Annotated in this window: 18 protein-coding genes and 1 tRNA gene; 8 read left to right on the top strand and 11 right to left on the bottom strand. The window is 66.3% G+C overall.

Annotated elements, in window-relative coordinates; translation table 11 throughout:
* Positions 1–23 precede the first annotated feature (23 nt).
* Together ACFU53_RS15245 and ACFU53_RS15250 are read right to left on the bottom strand one after the other, a co-directional pair.
* A complete protein-coding gene (locus ACFU53_RS15245; protein ID WP_033525031.1) occupies positions 24–365 on the bottom strand; it encodes a co-chaperone GroES in 342 nt (113 codons plus the stop codon).
* Between the two features lie 85 nt (positions 366–450).
* Positions 451–780: a DUF3618 domain-containing protein gene (locus ACFU53_RS15250; RefSeq protein ID WP_383991258.1), complete on the bottom strand. Its 330-nt coding sequence runs from the start codon at positions 778–780 to the stop codon at positions 451–453.
* A 97-nt stretch (positions 781–877) separates the two neighbouring features.
* Between ACFU53_RS15250 and bcp the strand changes: the two genes are divergently transcribed.
* Together bcp and ACFU53_RS15260 are read left to right on the top strand one after the other, a co-directional pair.
* On the top strand, positions 878–1345 hold the full coding sequence (gene bcp / locus ACFU53_RS15255) for a thioredoxin-dependent thiol peroxidase (protein ID WP_383991261.1): 468 nt from the start codon (positions 878–880) through the stop codon (positions 1343–1345).
* Between the two features lie 162 nt (positions 1346–1507).
* A tRNA-Leu gene (locus ACFU53_RS15260) sits at positions 1508–1592 on the top strand.
* 54 nt (positions 1593–1646) lie between these two features.
* On the opposite strand, the gene rdgB is transcribed toward ACFU53_RS15260, so the two are convergent.
* The 4 genes from rdgB to ACFU53_RS15280 all read right to left on the bottom strand — a co-directional run bounded on the left by rdgB (position 1647) and on the right by ACFU53_RS15280 (position 3989).
* Positions 1647–2249: an RdgB/HAM1 family non-canonical purine NTP pyrophosphatase gene (rdgB, locus tag ACFU53_RS15265; protein ID WP_383991264.1), complete on the bottom strand. Its 603-nt coding sequence runs from the start codon at positions 2247–2249 to the stop codon at positions 1647–1649.
* A 51-nt stretch (positions 2250–2300) separates the two neighbouring features.
* Positions 2301–2699: a hypothetical protein gene (locus ACFU53_RS15270; RefSeq protein WP_383991267.1), complete on the bottom strand. Its 399-nt coding sequence runs from the start codon at positions 2697–2699 to the stop codon at positions 2301–2303.
* 168 nt (positions 2700–2867) lie between these two features.
* Positions 2868–3605, bottom strand: a complete 738-nt coding sequence (gene rph / locus ACFU53_RS15275; RefSeq protein WP_383991270.1) for a ribonuclease PH — start codon at positions 3603–3605, stop codon at positions 2868–2870.
* A 78-nt stretch (positions 3606–3683) separates the two neighbouring features.
* Positions 3684–3989 carry a glucose PTS transporter subunit EIIB gene (locus tag ACFU53_RS15280; RefSeq protein ID WP_383991273.1) on the bottom strand — a complete coding sequence of 102 codons (306 nt, stop codon included), beginning with the start codon at positions 3987–3989 and terminating at the stop codon, positions 3684–3686.
* A 131-nt stretch (positions 3990–4120) separates the two neighbouring features.
* Between ACFU53_RS15280 and ACFU53_RS15285 the strand changes: the two genes are divergently transcribed.
* The 3 genes from ACFU53_RS15285 to ACFU53_RS15295 all read left to right on the top strand — a co-directional run bounded on the left by ACFU53_RS15285 (position 4121) and on the right by ACFU53_RS15295 (position 7691).
* Positions 4121–5392 carry a PTS transporter subunit EIIC gene (locus ACFU53_RS15285; protein ID WP_383991275.1) on the top strand — a complete coding sequence of 424 codons (1272 nt, stop codon included), beginning with the start codon at positions 4121–4123 and terminating at the stop codon, positions 5390–5392.
* 191 nt (positions 5393–5583) lie between these two features.
* Positions 5584–6165 carry a DUF2087 domain-containing protein gene (locus ACFU53_RS15290; protein ID WP_383991278.1) on the top strand — a complete coding sequence of 194 codons (582 nt, stop codon included), beginning with the start codon at positions 5584–5586 and terminating at the stop codon, positions 6163–6165.
* 275 nt (positions 6166–6440) lie between these two features.
* A complete protein-coding gene (locus tag ACFU53_RS15295; protein WP_383991282.1) occupies positions 6441–7691 on the top strand; it encodes a PTS transporter subunit EIIC in 1251 nt (416 codons plus the stop codon).
* Between the two features lie 75 nt (positions 7692–7766).
* Here the strand turns inward: ACFU53_RS15295 and ACFU53_RS15300 are convergent, their stop codons facing one another.
* From ACFU53_RS15300 to ACFU53_RS15310, 3 genes are all read right to left on the bottom strand, one after another.
* On the bottom strand, positions 7767–8519 hold the full coding sequence (locus tag ACFU53_RS15300; protein WP_383991285.1) for an MBL fold metallo-hydrolase: 753 nt from the start codon (positions 8517–8519) through the stop codon (positions 7767–7769).
* Positions 8520–8822: 303 nt separating this feature from the next.
* Positions 8823–9977 carry a tyrosine-type recombinase/integrase gene (locus tag ACFU53_RS15305; protein WP_383991288.1) on the bottom strand — a complete coding sequence of 385 codons (1155 nt, stop codon included), beginning with the start codon at positions 9975–9977 and terminating at the stop codon, positions 8823–8825.
* Positions 9961–10551 (bottom strand): helix-turn-helix domain-containing protein, encoded by a 591-nt coding sequence (locus ACFU53_RS15310; RefSeq protein ID WP_383991291.1) that lies wholly within the window; start codon positions 10549–10551, stop codon positions 9961–9963. The genes ACFU53_RS15305 and ACFU53_RS15310 overlap by 17 nt, the downstream gene beginning before the upstream one ends.
* Before the next feature lie 118 nt (positions 10552–10669).
* On the opposite strand from ACFU53_RS15310, the gene ACFU53_RS15315 reads away from it, so the two are divergent.
* The 3 genes from ACFU53_RS15315 (at position 10670) to ACFU53_RS15325 (ending at position 12854) form a co-directional block, all read left to right on the top strand.
* Entirely contained in the window at positions 10670–10864 is a 195-nt protein-coding gene (locus ACFU53_RS15315) for a helix-turn-helix transcriptional regulator (RefSeq protein WP_383991294.1), read from the top strand.
* Between the two features lie 86 nt (positions 10865–10950).
* A complete protein-coding gene (locus tag ACFU53_RS15320) occupies positions 10951–11304 on the top strand; it encodes a hypothetical protein (protein ID WP_383991297.1) in 354 nt (117 codons plus the stop codon).
* Complete coding sequence (locus ACFU53_RS15325; RefSeq protein ID WP_383991300.1) at positions 11301–12854, top strand: AAA family ATPase; 1554 nt, start codon at positions 11301–11303, stop codon at positions 12852–12854. The genes ACFU53_RS15320 and ACFU53_RS15325 overlap by 4 nt, the downstream gene beginning before the upstream one ends.
* Positions 12855–14664: 1810 nt before the next feature.
* On the opposite strand, the gene ACFU53_RS15330 is transcribed toward ACFU53_RS15325, so the two are convergent.
* Both ACFU53_RS15330 and ACFU53_RS15335 read right to left on the bottom strand, forming a co-directional pair.
* On the bottom strand, positions 14665–15711 hold the full coding sequence (locus ACFU53_RS15330) for an NAD-dependent epimerase/dehydratase family protein (RefSeq protein WP_383991303.1): 1047 nt from the start codon (positions 15709–15711) through the stop codon (positions 14665–14667).
* 11 nt (positions 15712–15722) lie between these two features.
* Entirely contained in the window at positions 15723–17018 is a 1296-nt protein-coding gene (locus ACFU53_RS15335; protein ID WP_383991306.1) for a nucleotide sugar dehydrogenase, read from the bottom strand.
* Positions 17019–17265: the final 247 nt, after the last annotated feature.

Below are 17265 nucleotides of genomic sequence, written 5' to 3' on the forward strand. Positions count from 1 at the left end.
CACCAGCCCCTTCGGCCTGCTGGTCAGAGATACAGGCCCGTGGAGTCCTCCGACCCCTCGAACCGGTCCGCGGCCACGGCGTGCAGATCGCGCTCGCGCATCAGGACGTACGCCACGCCCCGGACCTCGACCTCCGCGCGGTCCTCGGGGTCGTAGAGGACTCGGTCACCGGGCTCGACGGTCCGGACGTTCTGGCCGACCGCGACGACCTCGGCCCAGGCGAGGCGCCGGCCGACTGCCGCCGTCGCGGGGATCAGGATGCCGCCGCCGGAACGCCGCTCGCCCTCGGCGGTGTCCTGCCGCACGAGCACACGGTCGTGCAGCATCCGGATGGGCAACTTGTCGTGCTGGGTCTTCTCGCTCACACCCCGAACCTACCTGTCTTCGTCCCTGTCCTCGTCCCTGTCCTCGTCCCTGTCCTCGTCCCTGTCCTGTCCCTGTCTGTCTGCGTCAGGCCCTACGACGCCGAGTGCCGAGGGCGAGGAGCCCTACGACACCGATGACCAGGAGGGCGACGGGCACGATGCGCTCGACCCTGGGCCCCCCGTTCTCGTCGACGAACTGGCCCCTGACGTCACTGACCACACGATTGACCGAGACGTACGCCTTGCCGAGGGTGTGGTCGATGTTGGAGACCACCTTGGCCTTGGCATCGCCCACGATGGTTTTCGGGTGCACGCGGACGCCGATCTCGTCGAGCGTCTCGGCGAGGTTGTCGCGGCGGCTCTTGATGTCCGCCTCGATCTCGGCCGGGGTCCTGGTGTCCGAGGTCTCCGCCACCGCGCTGCCTCCGTTGTCGGTGAAATCTCTTGTTTGCGGACAGTCTGTCAGCTCAACCCGGCGCCGCACCGCCAGGGCCCGCCATTACGCTGGAACGATGAGCGAGCGACTCCAGCCCGGGGACGTGGCCCCCGCCTTCACCCTCCCGGACGCCGACGGCAACGAGGTGTCCCTGTCCGACCACAAGGGCCGCAAGGTCATCGTCTACTTCTACCCGGCCGCCCTGACCCCCGGCTGCACCAAGCAGGCCTGCGACTTCACCGACAACCTGGAGCTCCTCGCGGACGCCGGGTACGACGTCATCGGCATCTCCCCCGACAAGCCCGAAAAACTCGCCAAGTTCCGCGAGAAGGAGTCCCTGAAGGTCACCCTTCTCGGCGACCCCGACAAGACGGTCCTCGACGCGTACGCCGCCTTCGGCGAGAAGAAGAACTACGGCAAGACCTACATGGGCGTCATCCGCTCCACGATCGTCGTGGACGAGGAGGGCAAGGTCGAACAGGCCCTCTACAACGTCCGCGCGACGGGCCACGTAGCGAAGATCATCAAGGACCTGGGCATCTGAGCCCCGCGCCAGCCGGCCACCCCCACGGCCCGTACCGGAACGATCCGGTACGGGCCGTTCCACCTGTACCGCTGCTCTGCACAACTGCCATGCGGTCACCCAGCACCTGGGGCAGGGGAGGCAGAGCCGGCGCACAACTCCCGGTACGATGGCAGGCGGCTAGCGGTGGTGGCGCAACAGGCGACGCAGCAGACTTAGGATCTGTGGCCCTTGATCGGGCTTGAGGGTTCGAATCCCTTCCGCCGCACGCAAACGGCCTGCGAATCGAAGGATTGACTCGCAGGCCGTTCTTGCGCTCACCTCAGCCCAGCAGCTCCCGCAGCACCGGCACCAGCCCCCGGAACGCCTTGCCCCGGTGGCTGATCGCGTTCTTCTCCTCGGCGGTCAGTTCGGCGCAGGTTCGGGTGTCACCCTCGGGCTGGAGGATGGGGTCGTAGCCGAAGCCGTTCGTGCCGGTGGGGGTGTGGCGGAGGGTGCCCCTCAGTCGGCCCTCGACCACGCGCTCCGTGCCGTCCGGCAGTGCCAGGGCCGCCGCGCAGTTGAAGTGGGCGCCCCGGTGTTCGTCGGCGATGTCGCCGAGCTGGGCCAGGAGCAGGTGCAGGTTGGCCTTGTCGTCGCCGTGGGTGCCGGCCCAGCGGGCGGAGAAGATGCCGGGGGCGCCGTTCAGGACGTCGACGCAGAGGCCGGAGTCGTCGGCGATGGCGGGGAAGCCGGTCGCCCCGGCGAGGGCGTGGGCCTTCAGCAGGGCGTTCTCGGCGAAGGTGACGCCGGTTTCCTTGACGTCGGGGATGTCGGGGTAGGCGTCCGCGCCGACGAGTTCATGGGCGAGGCCCGCGTCGGCGAGGATGGCCTTCAGCTCGGTGAGCTTGCCGGCGTTGCGGGTAGCGAGGATCAGGCGGGTCATGCCCTCCAGTATCGCGATCCCCGCCCACCCGGTTCGCATGGGTTACGACAGTTACGACGTGCAGACCTTCGTCAGCTCGCCCGCCGCGTCCGTGATGCCGCTGATGTCGGGGGTCGCGTCGCCGTTCTCCACGGCGGTGCGGGTGTCGGTGACGGCCTTCTGGAGGGAGTCGACGGCCTTGTTGACGTCGGTGTTGTCCGTCTTGTCGCCGATCTCGTCGAGGTTCTTGTCGATGGAGTCGAGGGACTCCTCCAGCTGCGTCGGGTCGTCCGCCGCGTTCTGCACGGCCTGCTGGAGGTCGCCCACGCTCTGGGCGATGGCCTCGGCGGTCTGGACGCAGTCCAGGGCCTTGCTCACGGCGTCGCAGCCGGTGGTGAGCCCGGCCGTGAGGGCGACGGCAGCTACGGCTCCGGCGATGGCGGTCATACGACGTCGGCGGCTCGCGGCCATGGAACGGTCCTCCTGGTGGATACAGGCCTGACGGCCCCCTGTGGTGGTGCATGAACGGCTACTGCTGTGTGGCCGGGCGCACGGTGGTGTGCCGTGCGCCCGTATGTGCAAGGACGCGGGCGGTGCCGCCGTGGTTGCCCTCGGCGGCCATCGCTCTTGGGGCGCCCTTTACCTTTCGAGGACCGTATCAAGTGCCTTGCGCTGCACGAGCGCCAGCTCCGTGCAACCGGAAACGGCGAGGTCCAGCAGCGAGTTGAGTTCCTCGCGGGCGAACGGCTCGGCCTCGGCGGTGCCCTGGACCTCGACGAAGCGGCCGTCGCCGGTGCAGACGACGTTCATGTCGGTGTCGGCCTTCACGTCCTCCTCGTAGCAGAGGTCGAGGAGGGGGATGCCGCCGACGATGCCCACCGACACCGCGGACACGGTTCCCGTCAGGGGCTGGCGGCCGGCCTTGATCAGTTTCCTGCCCCGGGCCCAGGAGACGGCGTCGGCCAGCGCGACGTACGCGCCGGTGATCGCCGCCGTACGCGTGCCGCCGTCGGCCTGCAGCACATCGCAGTCCAGGACGATCGTGTTCTCGCCGAGCGCCTTGTAGTCGATGACGGCGCGCAGGGAGCGGCCGATGAGGCGGGAGATCTCGTGGGTGCGGCCGCCGATCTTGCCACGTACGGACTCGCGGTCGCCGCGGGTGTTGGTGGCGCGGGGGAGCATGGAGTACTCGGCGGTGACCCAGCCCTCGCCGCTGCCCTTGCGCCAGCGGGGGACGCCTTCGGTGACGGAGGCGGTGCAGAAGACCTTCGTGTCGCCGAAGGAGACGAGGACGGAGCCCTCGGCGTGCTTGCTCCACCCGCGTTCGATGGTGACCGGGCGGAGCTGTTCGGGCGTGCGGCCGTCGATTCGAGACATGGCGCTGAGCCTAGCGGCACACACGGAGGGGGCCCCTCCCTCGGCGGGAAGGAGCCCCTGTCCAGGAGCGCGCGTGGCTCACATCATGTCTTCGATCTCCGCGGCGATGGGGTCGGCGTCCGTGCCGATGACGACCTGGATCGCGGTGCCCATCTTGACGACGCCGTGGGCGCCGGCGGCCTTGAGGGCGGCGTCGTCCACGAGGGAGGCGTCATGGACCTCGGTGCGCAGGCGCGTGATGCAGCCCTCGACTTCTTCGATGTTGTCGAGGCCGCCGAGCCCGGCGACGATCTTCTCAGCCTTGGTAGCCATGGCCACTCTCCCCTTTTTCCTTTTTTCCTGATCCAGGTTTCCCTGATCCGGCCGCTTGTCGCAGTAACCCACAGTTGGCCCAGCTTCGCGAGCATCGGTGCCGTTTGTACCGAATGATGACGTTCACGACAGCGGAACCGTACGCGGGACAGCTTGCGGGACTGTCCGCGACTGGTCTACACCACCGGACGAACGGTCGCCAAATGAACGCGAGCAGTGCGCTCCGGAGCAGGCATCTGTTCCAGGGCATGCAGAAGATGGGCCGCAGTCTGCAGCTGCCCATCGCCGTGCTGCCGGCCGCGGGCATCCTCAACCGTCTGGGTCAGCCGGACATGTTCGGCGACGAGGGGCTGGGGTGGACGGACGTCGCCAAGGTGATGGACGGCGCGGGCGGCGCGCTGCTGAGCAGTGAGCTGGGGCTGCCGCTGCTGTTCTGCGTGGGTGTGGCGATCGGCATGGCGCGGAAGTCGGACGGTACGACGGCGCTGGCGGCGGTCGCCGGGTTCCTCGTCTACTACAGCGTGTTGCGCGAGTTCCCCCAGGACTGCGCGGACGGTTCGAAGGTTGTCGACACGGGCTGTCAGGCGGCGGGCGGGGCTGTGACGGCGTTCTCGTACGAGAACCCGGGTGTCTTCGGCGGGATCGTGATCGGGCTGCTCACCGCGTTCTTCTGGCAGCGTTACCACCGTACGAAGCTGGTGGACTGGCTCGGGTTCTTCAACGGGCGGCGGCTGGTGCCGATCGTCATGGCGTTCGTGGCGATCGCGTTCGCCGCGCTGTGTCTGTGGATCTGGCCGCCGATCGGTGACGCGCTGGAGAGTTTCAGCGACTGGCTGAGCGATCTGGGCGCGTGGGGCGCGGGTGTGTTCGGCGTCGCGAACCGCGCGCTGCTCGTCATCGGGTTGCACCAGTTTTTGAACGTGCCCATGTGGTTCCAGTTCGGCAGTTACACGAAGCCGGACGGGGAGGTCGTGCACGGCGACATCAACATGTTCCTCGCCGGGGACCCGGACGCGGGGCAGTTCACCTCCGGGTTCTTCCCGATCATGATGTTCGCGCTGCCGGCCGCCGCGCTCGCCATCACGCACTGCGCGAAGCCGAGCCGTCGCAAGGAGGTCGGGGGGCTGATGACGTCGGTGGCGCTGACGTCGTTCGTCACGGGGATCACCGAACCCATCGAGTACTCGTTCCTGTTCATCGCGCCCGCGCTGTACGCGGTGCACGCGCTGCTGACGGGGGTGTCGATGGCGGTGACCTGGGGGCTCGGGGTGCACGACGGGTTCAGTTTCTCCGCCGGGCTCATCGACTACGTCATCAACTGGAACCTGGCCACGAAACCCTGGCTGATCATCCCGATCGGGTTGTGTTTCGCCGTCGTGTACTACGCGGTCTTCCGGTTCGCGATCACGAAGTTCGACCTGAAGACGCCGGGGCGGGAGCCGGAGGACGAGGTGGAGGACATGACGAAGCCGTAGTCCGGCGGCGGCCGGGCCTGGCCGGACACCCGTCCGGGACGGGTAATTCCGGTTGCCTCGCCCTACGGGGGGCGCGGTAGTCGTAGGGGGTTCCGCCGCACGCGGCGTACAGCGACGCCGTACGCGACCTTGTACGCGACGCCGTATGCGGCGGACGACAACGCCGTACGACGACCCGGAAGTTGATGACCATGAACACGCCCCCCACCGGCACCGGCCCCCAGACCGACGGCACCGACCACCGGCCCGGCGGCGAGGACCCGCCGCCGTCCTGCCGCGATCTGATCGGGATCCTCGCCCAGACCGACCGGCGGGACGCCTTCGCGGCGCTCGCGCTCGGTGCGACCTCCGTGGCTCAGGTGGCGGAGCGGGCGGGGCTGCGCCCGGCCGCTGCCGCCGTCGCGCTGCGGAAGCTCGTCGACGGGCGGATCGCCGCGTACGACGCCGACGCCCGCGCCTACCGGCTTCTCGACGACACATTCCGGCTGGCCGTCCAGGCGGAGGTACGGATCTCCGGGCGGGGCGGCGGTGACGGTGCGGGGGCCTACTTCCGCAAAGGACGGCTGACGTCGATCCCCGGCGGGGCGGAGGTCCGCGGCCGGGTGCTCGCTGTCGTGGCCGACTCCTTCGAGGCCGGTGTCATCTACTCCGAGGCCAAGGTCAACGCGCTCTGTGGCCAGTGGTTCGACGACTGGGTGACCCTGCGCCGGGCGCTCGTGGACGAGGAACTGCTGCGCCGCGACGAGTCGGGCACGCGGTACGTACGGGTGTGACCGTTTGGGCGCCCGTGCGCCGAAGTGCCGTACGGGCGTGCCGACTTCGCGCCGCGCACATCGATCGAGTCGCCGCGGACGTCCTCCGAACACTCGCCGAAGACCCTCCGGAGGATCACCGGACGATCACTGGACGCCCCCCGAACGCTCACCGGGCGCTCCGCGAGTCGTCCGGAATCCGGGTAGGAATCGAGGGTTCCTGATCCCCTCCCCCATCTGCTACAACAGGTCTACACCACTGAGTGGTGTAGACCACCACCCGATGGAGGAAGTCTATGAGCACCGCCACCGCGCCAACGGCGGCCCCCGCGAGGAAGTGGGGATCCGGTCTTTTCCAGGGCCTGCAGAAAGTCGGCCGCAGCCTGCAGTTGCCCATCGCCGTGTTGCCGGCGGCGGGCCTCCTGCTCCGTCTCGGCCAGGCCGACGTCCAGGAGAGGCTGAACCTGCCCGACAAGGTCACGGCGGTCTTCGCCACGGCCGGTGGCGCGATCTTCGACAACCTGCCGATGCTGTTCTGTATCGGTGTCGCGATCGGCTTCGCCAAGAAGTCGGACGGCTCCACCGCCCTGGCCGCACTGGTCGGGTTCCTGGTCTACAGCAATGTCCTGAAGGCCTTCCCGGTGACGGAGGCCAAGGTGCAGGCGGGCGCGGACATAGCCGCGACCTACAACAACCCGGGTGTCCTCGGCGGCATCCTCATGGGTCTGCTGTCCGCCGTGCTGTGGCAGCGCTACCACCGCAAGAAGCTGGTGGACTGGCTCGGCTTCTTCAACGGCCGTCGGCTCGTCCCGATCATCATGGCCTTCGTCGGAACCGCCATGGGCGTCTTCTTCGGTCTGGTCTGGGAACCGATCGGTGAGGTCATATCCGACGCCGGTGAGTGGATCACCGGCCTGGGCGCGGTGGGTGCGGGTCTGTTCGGCCTGATCAACCGTGCGCTGATCCCGATCGGCATGCACCAGTTCGTCAACACCGTCTCCTGGTTCCAGATCGGCGACTTCACCAACTCCGCCGGCACCGTCGTGCACGGTGACCTGAACCGCTTCTTCGCGGGTGACCCGACCGCCGGTCAGTTCATGTCGGGCTTCTTCCCGATCATGATGTTCGGTCTGCCGGCCGCCGCGATCGCGATCGCCCACTCCGCTCGCCCCGAGCGCCGCAAGGCCGTGATGGGCATGATGATCTCGCTCGCCCTGACCTCCTTCGTGACCGGTGTGACCGAGCCGATCGAGTTCTCGTTCATGTTCATCGCCCCGCTGCTGTACGTGATCCACGCGGTGCTCACGGCCCTCTCCATGGCGATCACCTGGGCGCTCGGTGTCCACGCGGGCTTCACCTTCTCCGCGGGCGCCATCGACTACGGCCTCAACTGGAGTCTGGCCACCAAGCCCTGGTTGATCATCCCGATCGGCCTGGTCTTCGCGGCGATCTACTACGTCGTCTTCCGCTTCGCCATCACCAAGTTCAACCTTCCCACCCCGGGCCGCGAACCCGAGGAGGAGGTCGAGGACCTCACGAAGGCGTGAGATCCGACCGTCGTACGGCATGACGAAGGCCCCGGGACCGGGAAGGTTCCGGGGCCTTCGCGTACACAGGAGGACTCAGATCTCGTACGACATCCGGGGCACCGCAAGTTCCACCGGGCCGTCGTACACCGCGCGGGCGTCGACGAGGTTGACCTGCGGGTCGGTCCACGGCGGGACGTGGGTGAGGACGAGACGGCGGGCGCCCGCCCGGGCGGCCGTCTCACCGGCCTCGCGACCGTTGAGATGGAGATCCGGGATGTTCTCCTTGCCGTGCGTGAAGGCGGCCTCGCACAGGAACAGGTCGGCGTCGCGGGCCAGTTCGTCCAGGGTGGGGGTGACGCCGGTGTCCCCGGAGTACGTCAGGACCCGGCCGCCGTGCTCGATACGGATGCCGTACGCCTCGACGGGGTGGGCGACCCGTTCCGTGTGGACGGTGAAGGGGCCGATCTCGAACGTGCTCGGCTTGACCGTGTGGAAGTCGAAGACCTCGCTCATGGAGGAGGCGGACGGGGTGTCGGCGTAGGCCGTGGTCAGGCGCTGCTCGGTGCCCTCCGGTCCGTAGACCGGGATGGGGTCGCAGCGGCCGCCGTCGTGGCGGTAGTAGCGTGCGACGAAGTACGCGCACATGTCGATGCAGTGGTCGGCGTGCAGATGGCTGAGGAAGATCGCGTCGAGGTCGTAGAGACCGCAGTGGCGCTGCAGCTCGCCGAGGGCACCGTTGCCCATGTCGAGGAGCAGCCGGAAGCCGTCGGCCTCTACGAGGTAGCTCGAGCAGGCCGATTCCGCGGACGGGAACGACCCCGAGCAGCCGACGACGGTGAGCTTCATGAGAGTCGGAACCTCCGCGCTGGCGTGAAGTCGTGACAGTCGTGTCAGTCGTGACGTGCAGACGGGTTGCGGATTGCAGAGTGCGTTACGGGGTGCGGAGTGCGGATTGCAGTTAGCGGGGGTTGCGAAGGACGGACATGGGTGCAACAAGAGTTGTGCGGTCCGTTGAGCGTAAGGCGCAAAAGGGTGGGTCGCTCCTCCGCCAGGGGCCGTTGTGGGCGAACTCACCTGTGCGGCGCTACCGTCCGGGCTACCTGGCGTTCAGCTGTTCGACCATGATCCGAGGGCACATCCAGGGCACATTCATGCCGCATCCGACAGGAATCCTTCGACCGCCGTACGGGTGTCCTCGTCCTCGTCGGGGAACAGGTGGCCGTACGTCTCCATGGCCACGGTGACCGTGTCGCCGAGGCGCGCGGCTATCGTCTTGGGGCCTTTCCCGTGCCTGATCAGGACTGACGCGTACGTGTGCCGTAGATCGTGAAGCCGAGTGCCCTTCGGGAGGCCAGCGGTCTTGATCGCAGGACGCCACACGTTGTCGCCGAAGTGATCAGCATTGACCGGCCCGGCGAACAGGAAGCCGTCAGGGCCCGCCGGGTACTTCTTCAGGTGAAGGGCGACGGCGTCGATGACGGCCTGAGGCACCGGCACCGCGCGGTAGGACCGCTTCGTCTTGGGCGGGCACACGACGACACCGGGATACGCCCTCTGCACCTGTTGCTCGACCTTCACGGTGCGCCGCAGGAAGTCGATGTGAGGGACCTGGAGGCCGAACAGCTCACCAGGGCGCAGACCGCTTCCCGCGCCGAGGACGAGCAGCAGCCGGTACCGGTCGGGCAGCGCCTTCGCGAGGGTGCGGATCTGCCCTGCAGTGAGCGGGGCGATCTCCTTGTGCGGGACCTCCGGCGCCTTGAGGCCGACGCAGGGGGAAGCAGGTATGCGCTGACTCCGCACTGCCGCGTTGAACACCGCCGAGACCTTCTGCAGCACCTTCCTGGCGGTACGAGGGGCCAGCCCATGGACCTTGACCAGCCCCGTAAGCCAGGATTGCAATTCGTCCGTGCGGATGGACGCAAGTCGCCGGTCACCGAACGCCGGGTACGCGTAGATCCGCAGGCAGGTCTCGACGTCCCGTGCGGTGGTCGGGCGATGCGGCTGCATCTTGCGCCACTGCTCGCCGTACTCGCGGAACGTGATCTTCTGGTCGCGGGGGTCCTGGTATTGACCCCGAGACAGGTCGGCGCCCAGCTCCGTAGCGCGCCGGTCAGCGTCCGGCCAGCGCGCGAAGTGCTCCTTACGCTGCGCTCCGGACGGGTCGCGGTAGCGGACCTGCCACCGCTTGCCCTTGCCGTGGTCGGCGCTCGGTGCGAGGTGCTTGGTCTTGGTGCTGTGCTGCGCACAGGCCCTCGCATCCGCCGGTGGCCGGGACCTGTGCCAGCGGTCAACTACCTGGGCCATCGTCATCACCTTCTGAGTACCAGTCGGGTTCGCCTTCTTTTAGAACCCAATCGGGGGTCAGCTCAGGCCGGCTGAATACTCTCCGCACCCGATCCGGGTTTTCCTCGTCCTCACTGAGCCGCTCATACTCGGCCCGATGCCCCTGCTGGCTGTCAGCCATAACCGTGAACTGGAACAAGTCGTCTTCCGGCGTCTCGGCAAGAAAATCCAACCGATTCATCCCATCCAGCGCGGACATGCCGCAGATGAACTGGCGGACGTCCGTCGCCATGAACCTTGTCTTGGGCGTGATCCAGTAGGTCGCCGTCAGTCGTGACGACGGTGGTACGAGCAGATGCACAGGCGCCACACCCAGAGCCACAGCCAGAGTCAGCAACTCGTCCACAGTCACGTTCCGGGTGCGCTGGCCGCTCTTCCTACGCCCTGTCTCGATGTTGCTGATCGTTGCCGCACTCAGGTGGGGCAACCCCAACTCCTCGCACCTCTGCGCTAGTTGCTGGGCCGTGAGGCCCCGCTTCTTACGCACCTCGACGATCCGCTGACCCACCACGTCACTCACCGACTCGCTCGTCATATCGTTGAGCGTACTTGCTCTATTGCGATGTGTCCACAACGTGCGTACCGTGAGGCGGGTGCGTTGATATGCAGTAGAAACTCAACGATTCGACAAGTTAATAGATCAAGGAGTGTCGGTGACCATCACGACAAAGCTCGCAGCCCCCGAAGAGGTGGCCGACTTTCTCGGCCTTCCCATTGCGACTCTCGCCCAGTGGCGCTACCTGGGTAAGGGGCCACGCTGGATCAAGGTCGGCCGCCACGTCCGGTACCGCGTGTCGGACGTCGAGCAGTGGCTCAGCCAGAACGCGTCCGGCGGCACCGCCACATAGAACAGGCGAGCCCCCGACGTCGAAGCCCTCGGCGGGCACCGAGGGCTTCGAACAAACGAATACACAAAAGAAGAGGAAACTAGAACATGTTTCACCAGTGTAGCACTGGAGCCGCCCCCGCCGGGGTGCGTCCCTGCGACTTCTGTGTCAAGCCGTCCGCGACTTGGGCGTACCCCTGCCAGCCCTTCGACCGCGAGGTCGCTGACGGCATCCACGTCGTCATCGCCGGACCCTGGAATGCCTGTACGCCCTGCCACCGGCTCATCGAGGCCGACCGATGGGCGGAGCTGCGGCAGCGGTCGCTGAGGCTCTACCGGTATGTGCACGGTCCCCTGGCACGCGCCGCGGACACCGCAATCGCCGCCGACCTAGCGCCGTTGTGGCTTCAGTTCCGGGCGAACCGCCCCGGCCCAGCCGAGCGGATCGGGGGCGCGTCGTGAGCCAGCCCTTCGGCCAGGCCGGCGCCGACGGTTTCGGCGGCAGCGACACCGCCCGCCCCGTGTGCCAGCAGCACTTCCAGTACGAGCCCTGCGGCCACAAGGGCCACTTCGCCCAGCAAGCGCAGCAGACGGCCGAAGAGCCTCACTGGGAGAAGGTTGGGATGACCCGCGAGGTGTGGGAGTCCTTCGCCTGGGCGTGCGCTCTGATGGACGTGCGTTCCGCTGACCCTCGCATTGCAGCCGTGTTCGGCCCCAACGAGGAGACGAATCCTCTGTGGGGGGCGAAGCAGTCGTTCATCAAGGGTAAGAACGACTTCGCCCGCGCCCTGAAGGACGATAAGGAGCTGAAGCAGAAGCAGTACGACGAGGAAGCCGCGATGCACCGGGCGGCGAAGGAGAAGGCTGACCGTGACGCCGCCCAGCGGACCATCGGCGGTGAGCTGACCCCGCAGGCCGAGCTCTTCCTGGAGAAGCTGAAGGCTGGGATGATGTCCGGCGACGCCCTGGACGAGCTGCCCGACCCGGCGCCCGTCGTGGACGGTTGGCTGTACGAGGACACCCTCAACTGGATCGCCGGTCCCTCGGGCACCTTCAAGTCGTTTGTCGCCCACGACCTGGCCGCCCGGTACGCCTCGCAGTCGATGTCGTACCACGGCTTCCCGATGGAGCACGGCAAGGCGCTGTACATCGTGGCCGAGGGTGCGGGCCTGTTCAAGTTCCGAAAGCGCGCCTGGGAGTCGTACAACGGCAAGGTGTCCGAGAACATCACCTACTACGCCGCCCCAGTCCAGATCTCCGACTTCGAGCAGCAGATGCCCGCCCTGATCGCCTTCGCCCGTGAGGGGGGCTACACCATGGTCATCTTCGACACGCAAGCGATGTGTACGGTCGGCGAGGACGAGAACCAGGCGAAGGACATGGGCGTCATCATCAACGCCTGTCACTCCCTGAGGATGGCGACCAAGGGGTGCATTATCTTGGTCCACCACTTCGACAAGGGCGGGAACGGCATGCGTGGTTCCGGTGCCCAGTTCGGTGCTGCCTCCACCATCGTCTCGACGAAGCGCGACAAGGACGAGGAGTGGGTGACCCTCTCCACCAAGAAGGCCGACGGCGGCAAGGCGAAGGACGATGAGGGCCGAGCCGACTTGAAGCTGAAGCTGGAGCGGTACGAGCCCGCGGACGGCTCCCGTGGGTCCCTATGCCCCCTCCGTGACGACCCCTACACCCTGAAGGCGAAGCCGGTGTACCCGACCTTCGACGACTCGCGTACGGACCTGCTGAAGCGGATCGCGATGTTCGAGGACATGGGCGGCATGTCCCCCTCGGCCGTCAAGGAGTTCCTGAACGAGGCCCACCCGAAGACCGACGAGAACAGTCTCCCGACCGGCGACAAGTACACGACGTCCGGCGCGGAGATGCGCGTCAAGATGCTGGTCACCGCGAAGGTCGTGGAGAAGAGGTCGTCGAAGTACTGGGTCACCGACTTCGGCCGCGACACCGTGGCGGCCCTGGCAGCGTCCCCGGATGACGCTCAGGACGACGACTGAGCATCCCCCAAGGCTGGAGGGAGGGTTGTAGCTCCCGACTGAGGCCCGCACAGAGCCCCGGCCACCGTTCTCCCGGCCGGGGGTCTCCGTGTGCCCCGAACCAAATCAAACGCCGCGCAAGTGATCGCCTTCATCCTCGCCGGGCCGACGTCGGCGCCGGCGGCCTGGTACGGCCGCAAGGCCCTGGCCGAAGCTGTCAGGCGTCGTGACGGGAACCCGACCAGGTCGCACAGGTTGGGGTGTCATACGACCGCCGACCAGCCAGGGAGTCATAAGTCGACCTATGACTCGATCTTGGAAATCATGCGTCCCGGAGCCGATGAGTCATACCACTCAGTCATACCCTATGACCCCCTCTGACCTGGGGAGTCATAAGCGAGTCATAGATGGGTCGCACCGCCCAGTCATAGAGTCATAAGCCCTGCCCCCGTCTACTTGTAGACGGGTGGCCTATGACAAGACCGATGACACTGAAGGGATGAGTATGAGACGAACCAGGGCCAGGAGAAGGAGGCCGTCACATGAACCTTAACAAGGTCAACAAGCCGGGGCGGAAACGTCTGGGCCGCCCCTGAGCGAGGTTCGCTAGCGCCTACCGGTGCGGCCACTGCTACTCGCTGGTCGCCTTCGGCCGTCGCAAGAGGAGGTCCTCCCGCTCGGCTTGAGCGCCGCCGAGAAATGGGCTCCAGTTGGTGTGCAGTGAGTACGCTCGGCACGCCGTATCCTGGCCCGCCCGTGGCGCCGTACCGCACCCGCCGCTGAATACATCCTCTTAATGTGCGAGGCGGAAGCGAGAGGTAACAATAGTCGACCCCATTTCTCATCACATCTGAACGCATCTGCCCCAACAACATTGCCACGTACTCACCGTTGAGTAGCGGCTGCCACGCGTCACTGCATTTCGCCTTCAAATTCTGCTTTGGGCGCGAGCGTACACAGCCTACTCGTTGTTGGTGATGAGTACCTGCCCTAGCACCGACAGCGCCAGCACCATCCACTGACACACAAGCGAGTGCCGAAGCTACTCCGATTCTTTACCATTACTCTCATTGCACTCAAATGCTAATTTTACTTTTGAGTTCGCTACCTACAGCCGAGAAGAAACTTCAGCCTTCGTTGCTCGTGAACCGAATTTATTGTTGAAGTTCATGTCTTTCGTAAGCTACTGAAGATGATTCAGATTCGTTCCATCAGTACTATATTTCACGTTCTAAGCCAAATGCGCCTTGCTCCTCTGCATGGATGTCCCCAAACATCAAATTCGCTACTGATGGCTTCCCAAATGGCGATCACGGAAGTGATGGTGAGTGACCGGCTCGGGTCTGTGGATGCGAGACCGAGTATCGAAGAAGCCGAAGGCGGTGAGCTGACCCGGCGTGGGTCTCTCGGATTATGATCCTCGATAGTAAAAGAAATCACCAGCGATCCTGCAAGGCCAATCAGCCCGTCTCTGGGTGGCAGAAAGTAAACCTCCGTGCGTGACCCGTTACCTGTTCGCGATGGGGAGCATCTTCTCAACTCACAGAAGACAAACATTTCTTGCAGCGGCCTCACCAAGGCCCGCGCACGAGGGCCGACGGAACCGTCAATCCGTCCTGTAGTCCAGGTCGATCGTTGGTTGCCCCAGCGGGATCTTGGTGCGGTATCAAGGTGGCCCTTTACCTCACCCAAGGGAGGGGGGCGGGTTCTCGACGTAATCATAGGTCGGCGGTCTACCCCCGCCTCTCGACCGCATTTCTCCCCGCAAAATAATTTCGTACGGGTGGAGGCTGGAAAGCCTCCGGAAAGGGGGGCCAGACCGGTCGGTCAGTTACGTGTCCGTGACTTCGACACTGCGTCGACCCGAGATCGCGCGCCCATCGTCGGTGCCAAGAAGTTCATCGCGCCAGAAGGCGATGCCCATGTTCCGGGGCAGCAGAGCCCAGCGTGGATCAGCACGGAGCCAATCGACGGTTGCTGATATGCCTTCCTTCAGCGGTGTGGACGTGATCGTCGGGAAGAGCACTCGCAGGCGTGTGCCGTCAGCGTGTGAGTGGGGGACGTCACCGACACGGTGGGCGGTGTGCTCCCAGAGAGCGCGGAACCCGGTTGCGGCCTCGATCTCTGGAATCAGGTCCAGCAGGGGCGTGCGTGTCCCGAACGCCAGATTGATCGGCCGCGGTCCGACGACTCGGCGCAGGAGGGAGTCAGCGAGGATCCGGGAGACCGTGCCCACATACGTGAAGTCCCGTGTCTGGGTGCCGTCCCCGTGCACGGTCAGGGGTCGTCCGTCGAGCGTGGCGCTGATCCACTTCGGGATGACCGCGGCGTAGGGATGGTCAGCCCGCTGACCGGGCCCGTAGACGTTGAATAAGCGGAAGGGCAGGACCGGCAGGTCGAAGCTGTGGTGGTACGCCCCCAGATACGCCTCCGTGGCGAGCTTGGTGACCGCGTACGGACTCATCGGGGCGGGCGTGAGGTCTTCGTGCTTCGGGAGGTGAGGGTTCGCCCCGTACACGGAGGACGAAGAGGCGGCGATCACGTGCAGGTTGCCGGCTCGGCGGGCGGCTTCGAGCACCTGGAGGGTGCCGGTCGCATTGGCGTGGTGGCTGGCCAGGGGGTCTTTCACGGAACGCGGTACAGAGGGCAGGGCGGCCAGGTGGACGATGGCGTCCGCGCCGTGGAATGCCCGGTCCAGGAGGGCGGGGTCCTGGACGTCGCCCTCGAAGAAGTCGAGGGCGAGGCCCGCGATGTTCTCCTTGTAGCCGGTGGAGAGGTTGTCGATCACCCGGATGTGGCTGATCTCGCGGTGCTCTATCAAGGTGCGGGCGAGGTTGCTGCCGATGAACCCGGCGCCGCCGGTGATCACGATCTTCACGTGGCTTCCCTTCAGAGAGAGTCGACGTGTGCGCCGGCGAGCCGGTGGCGGCAGTCGAGGATGTAGGGGGCGTGGGCGGTGATCAGGGGGTAGTCGAAGGCGTCGTGGTCGGCGAGCAGGACGACGGCGTCGGCAGTCGCGAGGCAGTCGGGGGTTACTTCGACCCGCTGGAGGTTCTCCAGACCGGCTGCACGTGGGTGAGCGTCGTCGGTGACGTGGGGGTCGGCCGCCTGGACCTCGGCGCCCATGTCCGTGAGCAGTTCGGCGATGCGTGCTGCCGGGGTCTCGCGGGCGTCCCCGATGTTGGCCTTGTAGGCAAGGCCGAGCAGCAGAATCCGGGAACCGTTGAGGGACTGCCTGCGCTCGTTGAGGCCCTCGACGAGGCGGCGGACTACGTAGTCGGGCATGTGGTTGTTGACGTCGTTCGCCAGCTCGACGAAGCGGAAGTTGCGCCCCAGGGTGCGCTGGACGCGCCAGGACAGATACGACGGATCTATGGGCAGGCAGTGGCCTCCCACGCCCGGCCCCGGGGTGAAGCGCATGAACCCGAACGGCTTGGTGGAGGCCGCGTTGATCGCCGACCAGACGTCGATGCCCAGTTCGTGGGCGAAGATCGCCAGCTCGTTGGCGAGCGCGATGTTCACGTGCCGGAAGGTGTTCTCCAGCAGCTTGGCCAGCTCTGCCTCCTTGCAGCTGGCGACCGGGACGACCGTGTCGACGAGGGATGCGTAGAAGCGGCGGACGGCCTCCTTGGAGGCGGGGCCGATACCGGAGATGACCTTGGGGGTGTTCTCCAGCTTCCAAGTGGGGTTGCCGGGGTCTATGCGCTCAGGGCTGTAACCGATGTGGAAGTCGTGGCCGGCGGTCAGGCCGGAGGTGCGTTCGAGGAGCGGGCCGAAGACTTCCTCGGTCGTGCCGGGGTACGTGGTGGACTCTAGGACGAGGGTCGCCCCGCGCTTGAGGCGGCGGCCGAGCATCCGCGCTGCGTCCTCGACGTGGGACAGGTCTGGCACCCCGTCTCGGAGTGGCGTGGGGACCGTGACGATCGCAACGTCGAAATCCACGCAGTCGGACGAGTCGAGGGTCGGTCGATATGCGCCGGTAGACAGGAGTGGTGCCAGCCGTGCGTGGGGGATGTCCTCGACGTATGACTCTCCGAGTACGAGCCGCTTGACGCGCTGCGCGTCCACGTCGAAGCCGACGACCTGGTGCCCGACCTCGGCCGCTCTGACGGCGAGCGGGAGTCCGACGTACCCCTGCCCGACCACGACGACACGGAGCTGCTGGAACTCGCGATGCTTGATCATGCTGTCCACCTCGTTGGCTTCGGGTGAAGGCAGGGGCGGTGCATGCGGAACTGCGGCTGTGCAGGGGCTCTAAGATGGGAAGTGCCTCGGCCGTACGAGACTCGCTTGGCCGCCTGTCTCGGACGGCCGAGCGCCTTCTCGGCTCTGTGCGGGCGGCGGGTCACAAAACCCACAGGAAGGGCAAACCGCTGGTTCGATACGATGGCGGTGGCCTGCAGACCCATACCGTCACCGTGCGTGACGTCTG

Origin of the sequence: Streptomyces sp. NPDC057474 (assembly GCF_042802555.1) — a bacterium.
Lineage (GTDB): Bacteria > Actinomycetota > Actinomycetes > Streptomycetales > Streptomycetaceae > Streptomyces.

Coding starts and splice junctions, on each gene's coding strand:
- bcp (WP_383991261.1), top strand. CDS start 878: ATGAGCGAGCGACTCCAGCCCGGGGACGTGGCCCCCGCCTTCACCCTC.
- rdgB (WP_383991264.1), bottom strand. CDS start 2,249: ATGACCCGCCTGATCCTCGCTACCCGCAACGCCGGCAAGCTCACCGAG.
- ACFU53_RS15270 (WP_383991267.1), bottom strand. CDS start 2,699: ATGGCCGCGAGCCGCCGACGTCGTATGACCGCCATCGCCGGAGCCGTA.
- rph (WP_383991270.1), bottom strand. CDS start 3,605: ATGTCTCGAATCGACGGCCGCACGCCCGAACAGCTCCGCCCGGTCACC.
- ACFU53_RS15285 (WP_383991275.1), top strand. CDS start 4,121: ATGAACGCGAGCAGTGCGCTCCGGAGCAGGCATCTGTTCCAGGGCATG.
- ACFU53_RS15290 (WP_383991278.1), top strand. CDS start 5,584: ATGAACACGCCCCCCACCGGCACCGGCCCCCAGACCGACGGCACCGAC.
- ACFU53_RS15295 (WP_383991282.1), top strand. CDS start 6,441: ATGAGCACCGCCACCGCGCCAACGGCGGCCCCCGCGAGGAAGTGGGGA.
- ACFU53_RS15300 (WP_383991285.1), bottom strand. CDS start 8,519: ATGAAGCTCACCGTCGTCGGCTGCTCGGGGTCGTTCCCGTCCGCGGAA.
- ACFU53_RS15305 (WP_383991288.1), bottom strand. CDS start 9,977: ATGGCCCAGGTAGTTGACCGCTGGCACAGGTCCCGGCCACCGGCGGAT.
- ACFU53_RS15310 (WP_383991291.1), bottom strand. CDS start 10,551: ATGACGAGCGAGTCGGTGAGTGACGTGGTGGGTCAGCGGATCGTCGAG.
- ACFU53_RS15320 (WP_383991297.1), top strand. CDS start 10,951: ATGTTTCACCAGTGTAGCACTGGAGCCGCCCCCGCCGGGGTGCGTCCC.
- ACFU53_RS15335 (WP_383991306.1), bottom strand. CDS start 17,018: ATGATCAAGCATCGCGAGTTCCAGCAGCTCCGTGTCGTCGTGGTCGGG.